Source organism: Bacillus sp. HMA207 (assembly GCF_003402455.1).
Lineage (GTDB): Bacteria > Bacillota > Bacilli > Bacillales > Bacillaceae_G > Bacillus_A > Bacillus_A cereus.
Genome location: NZ_BEZT01000002.1, coordinates 54800 through 66481, shown reverse-complemented (window position 1 = coordinate 66481; position 11682 = coordinate 54800). Strand labels below are relative to the sequence as shown.

Below are 11682 nucleotides of genomic sequence, written 5' to 3'. Positions count from 1 at the left end.
AGGAGGAGTAATAATGAACGTCACTACTGATGTACAACAAACAACAGAGGAGACAAAAGCGAAAAGATATAAAACATTATTTGGTTCTGCGCTAGGATATGCAGCAGAAGGTTTAGATATGTTGCTATTATCTTTCGTACTTGTCTATATTTTAAAAGAGTTTCACTTAAGTCCTGTTGAAGGTGGAAACTTAACTTTAGCTACCACAATAGGAATGTTAATTGGTTCTTATTTATTTGGATTTATTGCTGATTTATTTGGCCGTATTCGTACAATGGCCTTCACAATCTTACTATTTTCACTAGCAACCGCACTCATTTATTTCGCAACAGACTACTGGCAATTATTAATTCTGCGCTTTTTAGTTGGAATGGGAGTTGGTGGTGAATTCGGAATCGGAATGGCCATCGTAACAGAAACATGGTCTAAAGAAATGCGCGCTAAAGCGACATCTGTTGTTGCACTTGGATGGCAATTTGGTGTACTGATTGCTTCACTCCTTCCAGCATTTATTGTCCCACACTTTGGATGGAGAGCCGTTTTCTTATTTGGATTAATTCCAGCTTTACTAGCTGTCTATGTCCGTAAAAGTTTAAGTGAACCGAAAATATGGGAGCAAAAACAACGCTACAAAAAGGAACTATTGCAAAAAGAAGCTGCAGGTAAATTAACAACTACTGAAGCAGAACAACTAAAACATATAAAAAAATTTCCACTTCGAAAGTTATTTGCCAATAAAAAAGTAACAATTACAACAATTGGTCTTATTATTATGTCGTTCATCCAAAACTTCGGATATTACGGAATCTTCACATGGATGCCCACTATTTTAGCAAATAAATATAACTATACATTAGCAAAAGCAAGTGGCTGGATGTTCATTTCTACCATCGGTATGCTAATTGGAATTGCAATCTTTGGTATTCTAGCTGATAAAATTGGTCGCCGTAAAACTTTTGCAATCTATTATATTGGCGGTACAGTATACTGTCTCATTTACTTCTTCTTATTCACAGATTCAACATTATTATTATGGGGAAGTGCATTGCTTGGATTCTTTGCAAATGGAATGATGGGAGGATTTGGAGCAATTTTAGCTGAAAACTATCCTGCTGAAGCTCGCTCTACCGCCGAAAACTTTATTTTCGGTACAGGACGTGGGTTAGCTGGATTTGGGCCTGTTATTATTGGCTTACTTGCTACAGGTGGCAACCTACTTGGAGCATTGTCCTTGATTTTTATCATCTACCCAATCGGGTTAATTACAATGCTACTATGTGTACCAGAAACAAAGGGAAAAGTATTAGATTAAACGTAAAAGAGGAAGCATCTCATTTAAGATGCTTCCTCTTTTACGTTTTTATTTATTTTGATTTACTAGCCTTCTGAAATAAGAATGCAGTTTTATCTTCTTCTTTTACAATACCTTGTTTTAATGCTAATTCTCCCGCAACTTTAGGCGCTAACCATAGCATTGGGAATAACAAAATTGATACCGGAACTGCCGTCACCACGATAAACGATTGTAGCGCATTAATACTTCCTTCACCCATATATAAAAGAATTGCTGCAACTGCGCCCATAATAAGCGACCAAAAAATTCGCAAACTAATTCTAGGATCTCCGTCTCCAGTCACTGCCATTGAAATGGAATACGCCATTGAATCTCCTGTTGTCACTACAAATAAAATTGTTAATAAAAGAAATGCTGGTCCAATAATATTAGAAAGTGGCAATTGCCCTGTAATTGCAATCATAGCTGCCGGCATACCAGATTCACTTAATGCGTCCGAGATAGACCCAGGATTCATCAACTCATAAAACACGCCTGATCCACCTAATATAGTAAACCAAAATGTTGTAATAATAGGTGCGATAATTCCAATTGCAACGATGATTTCTCGAATCGTTCTCCCTCTTGAAATTCGACTCACTAAAATTGCCATCATTGGTCCGTATCCAATAAACCATCCCCAGAAAAAGATTGTCCAAGATCCTAACCAACTTGTATCACCACGGTATGTGCTCATCGGTATAAACTCATTTACATAAAATCCAAACGAAGAAACAAACGAATCAATAATAAATCCACCTGGCCCAAATAGTAATATGAATGCCATTAACACAATTGCTAATCTAACATTTAAATTACTTATAATTTGAATCCCTTTATCAATACCTGTTACTGCCGATATGGTAGACACGGCCACCACACAAACAATAATTGCTAATTGAGTAGTAAACACATCAGAAACTCCAAATAATTCTTGTAATCCATAACTTGCTTGTAAACCTAAAAATCCAATTGGGCCAATTGTACCTGCAGCTACTGCAATAATTGCAGCTGCATCAATTATCGTTCCAAGCAGGCTCTTTCTTAATTTTTCCCCAAAAATAGGATATAAAAGTGTTCGAGGTTTTAGCGGCATATCTTTATGATAATGTCCATACATCATAACTACCGCACTAATTGTACCTAAAATCGTCCATGCTAAAAATCCCCAATGCATATAACTTTGTGCTAAAGCAGGCATGACTGCTTCTTTCGTTCCAGCAGATATACCATCATGTATTGGTGGCACCGTCATCAAATGATACATTGGCTCTGCTGCTGCCCAAAAAACGCCACCTCCAGCAAGTAATGTAGACATAATAATAGCAAGCCATTTTGCCGTACTAATCTCAGGTTTTTCTAATCCCCCAAGCTTAACTCTCCCATATTTGGAGAAAGCCATACACATCGCAACAATAAATGTACCTAATAATAAAACTTGCCAGAAGGCACCGAAATATTTAATTGAAAAAGCGAAACTTTTATTAATCGCACTCTCTACATAATCCTTGTTCAAAAAAACTGCAATTACAAATAATAAAAGTGAACCACCACTAATAATAAATACAGGCCAATCAGTTTTTCGACTCTTCATCCTCATTTATACTTCCTCCTTCCTCAGCAATCAAAAAAAACAACTTTATTATGTTTTATTGTTTAAACCCAAAACATAATAATTATATATGCATAACATTTTATCGACTTCCCACATACTTATGTTGTCCCTAAAAATATGCCAAATCCCTTATTAAAAAGAAAAATCCTCTTCCTCTTACATAAAAAAGCAAAACAAAAGACCTTATATTTCTATAAGGTCTTCGAAACAGAAATTTGATTATAACATAAGGTACTCCTTGGTTCAAAAAGCCTCTTCCAAAAATAACCGAGAGTAAAGGCTTCCATTTGCTACATAACAGTAATTAAAAAAAATTATATTTCACAGAAAAAACCTACACTAAATATTATTTATGAAAGAAATTTGGCTTCAAAATTTCATTCGGATACGGTTTATGATAAATGTGAGTGGTAGCTGGAGATAATGGCGGAATAAGCCATACCCAATTACCTGTTACAACACGACCACAAGCAGCTTCTTGCTTCTCAAATTGCTGAAATTGTTGTGCAGCAGTATGGTGATCAACAATACTAACTCCTTGTTTTTTAAAGGAGTGTAGTACGGCAATATTCAACTCAATTAGCGCCTTATCTTTCCATAAGGTACCGTTTCTCGATGTATCTAAATCCATCATCTCCGCAACAGCCGGAAGTAAATTATAACGATCATGATCTGCTAAGTTACGCGCCCCAATTTCTGTTCCCATATACCATCCATTGAACGGAGCGGCTGTATAAGAAATACCACCAATTTCTAAACGCATATCTGAAATCATTGGAACACCATACCATTTTACTCCAAGTGATGAAATAGGGTATTCTGGGTGTTCAATTGGCACTTCTTTTACTTCTTCTCTCGGAATTTCTTTATATGTAGGCGCCTTCCCGTTTATAGAGAACACAAGTGGCAATACATCGAAATTCGTACCTTCTCCTTGCCAACCAAGCCCCTGACAAAAGTCCGTAAATGTAGCGGAATGAGAATCACCAATCACTCCCGTTTCTGTTTTATATCCTGCATATCGAATCAATTGGTGATTATAAATTCTTATATTATTTTCCTCACCTTGATATTGCTTAAAAATCGTAATGGTTGGTTTAACTTTCCCGTCGTTCGTTGCATATTTAATATGATGAATTAATGCATTATATACACCCTCTTCATCATTTACTTCGCGCGCATCTAATATGTGCATCTTACTCCAAAATAGTCTTCCAATACATCTATTACTGTTACGCCATGCCATTCGTGAACCATGAACAAGTTCTTCAAATGTATGCTCATATGTCCCTGTCTTTTCTATCTCAATTTGAATTTCTTTTATACGTTCTTCTATCAATTGTTCTTTATGAAGCTCCTTATAACAAATCGTAATAAAATTACTTGCTTCCTCTATTAATTGTTTCGTTTTACTCATAAACAATCTCCTTCTATTTCAACAAAACCCTGCTACTTTACAGTATAAGCAAAAAGGATAGGAGTCACAAATGAAAGTGAGAGTGTTACTTTTATTGTAATATTTTTCAGAAAATTAATGGACTTACTATTGACTTATATGGAAAATGGGTGTATTTTTGACTCATGTAAAGTATTTTTACCTAGACCAACTTTTTAAGTGGAAAGGAGGTAATGTTATGTCTTCATTTCAATTGCCAAAGCTTTCATATGACTATGATGAACTAGAGCCACATATTGATAGCAATACACTTTCCATTCATCATGGAAAGCACCATGCAACATACGTAAACAATTTAAATGCTACTTTAGAAAATTATACTGAATTACATAATAAATCTTTAGAAGAATTGCTATGTAATTTAGATGCTTTACCGAAGGAAATTGTTACAGCTGTACGAAATAACGGTGGTGGTCACTATTGTCATAGTCTTTTTTGGGAAGTGATGAGCCCACGAGGTGGCGGTGAGCCTAATGGAGACGTTGCAAAAGTAATTGATTATTATTTCAATACCTTTGACAACTTAAAAGATCAACTTTCCAAAGCAGCTATTAGTCGTTTTGGAAGTGGCTATGGATGGCTTGTTCTTGACGGTGAGGAACTCTCTGTTATGAGTACACCAAATCAAGATACGCCTTTGCAAGAAGGGAAAATCCCCTTACTCGTAATTGATGTATGGGAACATGCTTATTATTTAAAGTATCAAAATAGGCGCCCAGAGTTTGTTACCAACTGGTGGCATACAGTAAACTGGGACCAAGTAAACGAGAAGTATTTACAAGCAATTCAATCACAAAAACATTAGTCGTACGTATAAGGTAAATTTGGTAATGTAAAATCAGTATTGTCGAAATCCTCCAGAATCCCCCGGATTGCCACCGGGGGATTTATGATTACTTCATTGTATTTATATAATGTTTTAAAACATTTTTCATTTCTAGTTTCAGCTCTCGGAACAAAAATCCGAATTCACGAGCCTTTCCATTATGTAATGTACAGTTAGTTACCTCATTATAAGGAGCTATATTTTCCCCAGCTTTCTGAATGAGTGCTTTTATTCCTGTCTTCTCTTCTATGAAATGAATAATTTCTTCCGTAGAAACTACCCCGTTACTACAGGCGTTAATTGGCCCTTTCACATTTTCCATTCCGCACCAAGCTAGAAACTCTCCTGCCTCTTTTTCATGTATAAATGACAAAGTTCCATCTACATGATCCACAACGATAGGTTTTTGGTTCACAATACATTCAACGTAAAATTGTAACCTTTTCGTATAATCGTTTTCTCCAATAACAACTGGAAAACGAACTGCAACAACTGGGAATGTTGCTTGTTGAAATACAACGGCTTCAGCTAATCTCTTTCCTTCACCATAATTGAAGTCATTCCTATCTCCATACGCGATTGCATAATCGTACGGATTAAAGTCTTCTTCTGATAAGCTTAGGGCAGGTTCATAGACGGCCATTGAAGATGTCATAACATATTTCTTCGTTTTCCCTCGTAACACTTCACATATTATCTTCGCTGCATTCGAGCTATAGCATAAATTATCGTATACAATATCATAACTTTTTCCTTCTAGACGCTTTTCTAGTAGCTTTCCATCTTCTCTATCAATAATTATTCTTTTTACTGCGCTACCAAAAGAATCTTCAGTAACTCCCCTCGTCGCAATCGTTACATCGTGCCCCTCTTGCAAAAGTGCTTCTACTAAATGTTTACCAAAAAATCTTGTTCCCCCTAGCACCAATACTTTTTTCAACTTCATCATCCCCATTTTAGCAAATTGTAAAATACTACCTCTCTATTATAAGTGCCAACATATAAAAAGCATGGAATTCGTTTAACGATTCCATGCTTTTCTACAGAAAATATATTAACGTACTCGATATTTATAAATACAATAACAGAAGTACAAAATAGAAATTACTGATACATAAACCCATAGTTCATATACAAATCCCTCTCCCCACACTCCCATAAAATAAAAGAGTGAAGGTAAAGTCAATGTTACCCATGATTGTACGAAGGCAATCCTTCCAAGATATTGATTAATGTTCTTCTTTTGTGTATTTAATACAAAGAATAAATACCAAAGTAATGCCCACATAAACCACGTTAACGCATTAACAACATCATGGAATTGAACAAATGAAACAACCATATAGAATAAGGCTATAATTGCTACCCAAATACAAAACCATCCTAGACCACTACTATCCATTCCTTTTATAAAAGTAACACCTACATATAAATAAGTTAATCCAAATAAGAAAGTAGCCGCATATGAATACACTGTCCAATTGCTTTGGTCAGAAATCATGATCAAATAAAACGGAATAATAATTTGTAGTGCACCCACAAATAAATTAAAAACACCCGCACTTTTCATCTCTGCTTTCCCTAATATAACAAGACTATTTAAAAATAAAGCTGCCCCTGAAAGTAATAATCCTACATAACCCATATATATTCGTGTGAAAATCTTTACCTTTCACACTTTTAACCTCCCCACACTATAAAGTGATACTTATATTATTTTTCTTCCCATTTAAAACTACATACATAATTTTTCATCCAAATAAGTCAGACCTCCTACCTCAAAAAGGAGCGAACTTAAAACGCTTTCAATAATAAATAATCCTATTAAAACATGAACTAGGATTCCTTGATTATAAACGGACTCTAGCAATGATACAAGTGTTGGAATACTTTTCAATAATACGCTTTCAATTTCTATAAAAAATTAATAAAATAATACATTCCTCTATCTCATTCTACTACCTTCTAGCATAAGATATTGTAAAATCACATCATTTAAAACAGCGAACGTTCTTTTCTAGGTTCGCTAATAAAATTAATAAAAAATGACCTCTTGCTTTTATGCAAAGGTCATTTTTTTATATTCATCATTAAACTTCTAAATAGCCATTTTTATTATTTGATTGCCATTTCCAAGAATCTGCACACATTTCTTCTAATCCGCGTGTTGCCTCCCAGCCTAATTCACGCTTTGCTTTCGATGCATCAGCAAAACATACTGCCACATCACCTGGGCGACGCTCTGTAATTTTATAAGGAACTTTCTTACCCGAAACTTTTTCAAACGCTTCAACCATCTCTAGTACACTATAGCCCATACCTGTGCCCAGGTTATAAGCATCTACTCCCGTTGTACTCAGTACTTTCTCAAGCGCCTTTACGTGACCATTTGCTAAGTCCACAACATGGATGTAATCACGGACTCCTGTTCCATCTTTCGTTGGATAGTCATTTCCGAATACGCTTAATTCTTTTAACTTACCTACCGCTACTTGCGTTACATATGGCATTAAGTTATTTGGGATTCCATTTGGATCTTCTCCGATACGCCCACTTTCGTGTGCACCAAATGGATTGAAATAGCGAAGTAACGCGATACTCCATTCTGCATCTGCAAATGCTACATCACGCATAATTTGCTCAATCATTAATTTCGTTTGACCATATGGATTTGTTGCACTTAATGGAAACTCCTCCGTAATCGGTGACGTTTCCGGGATACCATATACAGTTGCAGATGAACTAAAGATTATCTTCTTTACATTATGTTTCTGCATTACTTCACATAGCACTAACGTGCTTGTAATGTTGTTATGATAATATGTTAATGGAATCGCTACTGACTCCCCTACAGCTTTAAATCCTGCAAAGTGAATAACTGCTTCAATTGCATTTTCTTCAAAAATTGCGTCAAGCGCTTCGCGATTTAAAACATCTTCTTTATAAAACTTAAATTGTTTTCCTGTTATTTCTTTCACTCGATTTATAGATTCTACCGAGCTATTCGAAAGGTTATCCACTACTATAACTTCGTAACCGCTATTTAGTAATTCTACACATGTATGACTACCAATATATCCTGCTCCACCTGTTACAAGTATTGCCATAATTATAGTCCTCCATATTTCATTCATTATAAACTTCTCAAAGTATATCACATATTTCTTATCCTATGTTTAACATGCGAACACAGAAACTTACATTTTATCCCATAATAATTTTATAACATATACGATTCTAATCAGTTAATAAAAAAACGCCACATAATTTTTATTATGTAGCGTTTTTTTATTAAATTACATAACAATATACACTTAGAAAATGCGCAAGACTACCTAATAATACAAAAACATGAAAAATTTCATGATGCCCCATATATTTAAACTCTAACCATTTTGGCTTTGTTCCATAAATAAATCCACCAATTGTATAAAAAATGCCCCCAAGTACTAAGAAAATAATGCCTCCTGTACTTAAATTCTCAGCTAACGGTGCAAAGAATAACACAATTAACCAACCCATCGTAATATAAATTGCTGTCGATAACCATCTTGGACAATTAAACCAAAACATTTTAAATACAATGCCACAAATCGCAGTTGCATAGACTAAACAAAATAATAGTAAACCACTTGCTGAATTTAATGTAATTAAGCAAAAGGGTGCATATGTACCTGCAATTAATATAAAAATCATAGAATGATCTAGCTTCCTAAAGAAGTAAATAACACGTTCATTGGCCACAACACTATGATACACAGCTGACGCCGTATAAAGGACCATCATTCCAATACCAAACAAAATAACAGCTGTAATTGCAGCAAATGATGGCATCTTGATAGAAACTTTCACAAGCATAGCTAATAAGGCAATAAATGATAATATCGCTCCACCTAAGTGAGTAAATGCATTAACTGGTTCCCTTACATAAGCATTCATAATAACACCCCTCATATAATTACATGTAGTTTTAATAACTACATGTAATTATATACACATTTCTTTTTAAGGTCAACATTTACAATTCATTTGTTTCGTAATACCATATTTAAAGATATATTAAACATTAAGTTCCACTAAGTTATAAAAGTGAGGGATTCTACGTGGAAAATATAAATGAATTACTTGAGACATTGCATTTAGAAAAAAACATTAAACTTGAGGATATTCCAAATGTTGACTTATATGTAGATCAAGTTGTTCAACTATTTGAGAATACTTATGCAGATACAACGAGAACTGATGATGAAAAAGTATTAACCAAAACGATGATTAATAATTACGCAAAAGGAAAACTATTCATCCCCATCAAAAATAAAAAGTATTCAAAAGAGCATATGATTTTAATTAGCCTAATTTATCAATTAAAGGGAGCTCTCTCCATTAACGACATAAAAAGTTCATTAGAAACTATAAATGACTCCTTATTAAATGATGATTCATTCGAATTAAATACGTTATACAAAAATTATCTTGCTCTTACTGAAAGCAATGTCGAAAGCTTTAAACAAGACGTAAATAACCGTGTTACAGAAGTAAATGAGATTTCTTCCTTAGAAGATACAAAGCTAGAAAAATTTCTACTACTAACATCCTTCGTGACTATGAGTAATATGTATAGACGTTTAGCGGAGCAACTAGTGGATGATTTAAAAGAATCATAAATAAAAAACTATCCACCTATTAAAGTGGATAGTTTTTTATTTACTTAATTGCTTCATGAACTTTTAGTTGTTTCCCTTTAATCGTTGTAGTCTTCATGACTTTCAAGACAAGTGGTCCTTTTCCATTTAATATTTCAACGTAAGAAACATTATCCTGTATCGTAATAATGCCTATATCTTCTGCTGTAACACCTTTAATTTTAGCAATTGTACCGACGAAATCTACCGCCCTAATTTTCTTTTTCTTCCCGCCATTAAAGTACAGCTTCATAATGCCTTTGTTGATGTCTGCATTTTTATCTTTCTTTATAATTGGTTTAGCATGTATCTTTTCTTCAAATGCAGCTTTCTCTTTCATAACTTCTTCTTTTGAAGGTCCAATTGCCTTTGGAATTTCAAATCCAATATACTCCTCAATCTCTTCTAAAAATCTATTTTCATATGGTGTTATAAATGTAATAGCTTTTCCACTATTTCCAGCTCGTCCCGTTCTTCCAGTACGATGTACATAGCTTTCTTTTTCAAGTGGAATATCATAATTAATAACATGTGTAATATTATCAATATCAATTCCTCTCGCAGCTACATCTGTTGCTACTAAATAACGGAATTTTCCTTTTCTAAAATCATCCATGACTTCAAAACGATCTTCTTGTACCATACCACCATGTATTTTGTCACAAGGATAGTTAGCTCGTTTTAATTGTCTATATACATGATCTACATTTTCTTGTGTACGGCAGAAAATAATACAGCTATCAGGATTCTCAATCGTTGTTACATCTTTAAGTAGTGAAAGCTTCTCGTCTTCTATCACCTCAAAAAGAGTATGTTCAATTTTATCCGTCGTAATCCCAGCCGCTTTAATTTCAATATGAGTTGGTGAATTCATATATGTACGAGACAATTTCTCAACATCTTCTGGAAGTGTTGCTGAAAATAACATTGTCATTCTTTTTGTAGGTAATTCATCAATAATTGCCTCTACTTGATCGATAAAGCCCATATTTAGCATCTCATCTGCTTCATCAATAACTAAATACTTCAAACACTCTAAAGAAAGGGTACCCTTCTCAATATGATCCAACACACGACCAGGAGTCCCAACTACAATATGTGTCTTTTGCTTTAATTCTAATTTTTGACGTGCAAATGGAGATTTCCCATAAACTGCCGCAGCCTTAATCCTTTTGAATCGACCTATATTTGTAATATCTTCTTTTACCTGTACCGCAAGCTCTCTCGTTGGTGTTAAAACTAATGCTTGTGGTTTATTCTCTTCCCACTCCACCATTTCACAAAGTGGAATACCAAATGAAGCTGTTTTTCCACTTCCAGTCTGGGATTTCACAACAAGATCCTTCTTTTGTAATGCAACTGGAATAACCTCACCTTGTACTTCCGTTGGATGATCATACCCTAACCCAGTAAGTGCCCTTACAATTTCCTTACTTAATTTATAATCAGAAAAACTTTTTTCACTCATATATTAACCTCATTTTATTCTGTATTATTTTCTTTTTTATCTTTTGTATACGTTACTATCACCCTACTTATTATACTTGAAACCTCACATAAAAGGTGAATCATGCCAGATTCATCTTTTTATAGTATCCTACATCCACTCAAAAAAATAAAAAGAATACATACACCCCTGTATAATTATCTTAATTTTTCAACCCTTCCCATAAACGAACAATAAAAACAAAAAAACGTTTTAAATTCGTTTTTAACGTTTTTTTTCAGATGTAAAATCTACTTTTTTAAAAAATGTTAAGAAATCCTTTG

Annotated in this window: 10 protein-coding genes; 3 read left to right on the top strand and 7 right to left on the bottom strand. The window is 34.2% G+C overall.

All coding sequences use genetic code 11. The features are described from left to right. Positions 1 to 13: 13 nt before the first annotated feature. Positions 14 to 1312 (top strand): MFS transporter, encoded by a 1299-nt coding sequence (locus HMAS_RS20900; RefSeq protein ID WP_001103412.1) that lies wholly within the window; start codon positions 14 to 16, stop codon positions 1310 to 1312. Positions 1313 to 1364: 52 nt separating this feature from the next. Here HMAS_RS20900 and HMAS_RS20895 read toward each other — a convergent pair whose 3' ends face one another. After that, positions 1365 to 2933 carry a BCCT family transporter gene (locus HMAS_RS20895; protein ID WP_001242445.1) on the bottom strand — a complete coding sequence of 523 codons (1569 nt, stop codon included), beginning with the start codon at positions 2931 to 2933 and terminating at the stop codon, positions 1365 to 1367. A 361-nt stretch (positions 2934 to 3294) separates the two neighbouring features. Next, a complete protein-coding gene (locus HMAS_RS20890; RefSeq protein WP_000047627.1) occupies positions 3295 to 4365 on the bottom strand; it encodes a nitric oxide synthase oxygenase in 1071 nt (356 codons plus the stop codon). A 217-nt stretch (positions 4366 to 4582) separates the two neighbouring features. Between HMAS_RS20890 and sodA the strand changes: the two genes are divergently transcribed. Continuing rightward, positions 4583 to 5209, top strand: coding sequence for a superoxide dismutase [Mn] (gene sodA, locus HMAS_RS20880; RefSeq protein ID WP_000094037.1), 627 nt, complete (start codon positions 4583 to 4585; stop codon positions 5207 to 5209). Between the two features lie 88 nt (positions 5210 to 5297). Here the strand turns inward: sodA and HMAS_RS20875 are convergent, their stop codons facing one another. From HMAS_RS20875 to trhA, 4 genes are all read right to left on the bottom strand, one after another. Further along, the gene (locus HMAS_RS20875; RefSeq protein ID WP_002025132.1) at positions 5298 to 6185 is read right to left on the bottom strand and encodes an NAD-dependent epimerase/dehydratase family protein; all 888 of its coding nucleotides are present in this window, start codon (positions 6183 to 6185) and stop codon (positions 5298 to 5300) included. A 99-nt stretch (positions 6186 to 6284) separates the two neighbouring features. After that, positions 6285 to 6875, bottom strand: a complete 591-nt coding sequence (locus tag HMAS_RS20870) for an AmiS/UreI family transporter (RefSeq protein ID WP_000542569.1) — start codon at positions 6873 to 6875, stop codon at positions 6285 to 6287. A 445-nt stretch (positions 6876 to 7320) separates the two neighbouring features. Next, on the bottom strand, positions 7321 to 8337 hold the full coding sequence (galE, locus tag HMAS_RS20860; RefSeq protein WP_000996540.1) for a UDP-glucose 4-epimerase GalE: 1017 nt from the start codon (positions 8335 to 8337) through the stop codon (positions 7321 to 7323). Between the two features lie 184 nt (positions 8338 to 8521). Continuing rightward, complete coding sequence (gene trhA / locus HMAS_RS20855) at positions 8522 to 9169, bottom strand: PAQR family membrane homeostasis protein TrhA (protein ID WP_000995363.1); 648 nt, start codon at positions 9167 to 9169, stop codon at positions 8522 to 8524. 164 nt (positions 9170 to 9333) lie between these two features. Between trhA and HMAS_RS20850 the strand changes: the two genes are divergently transcribed. After that, positions 9334 to 9894, top strand: a complete 561-nt coding sequence (locus tag HMAS_RS20850) for a DUF1836 domain-containing protein (RefSeq protein WP_000427879.1) — start codon at positions 9334 to 9336, stop codon at positions 9892 to 9894. Between the two features lie 40 nt (positions 9895 to 9934). Here the strand turns inward: HMAS_RS20850 and HMAS_RS20845 are convergent, their stop codons facing one another. Further along, positions 9935 to 11380, bottom strand: a complete 1446-nt coding sequence (locus HMAS_RS20845) for a DEAD/DEAH box helicase (RefSeq protein WP_001291575.1) — start codon at positions 11378 to 11380, stop codon at positions 9935 to 9937. Positions 11381 to 11682 lie beyond the last annotated feature (302 nt).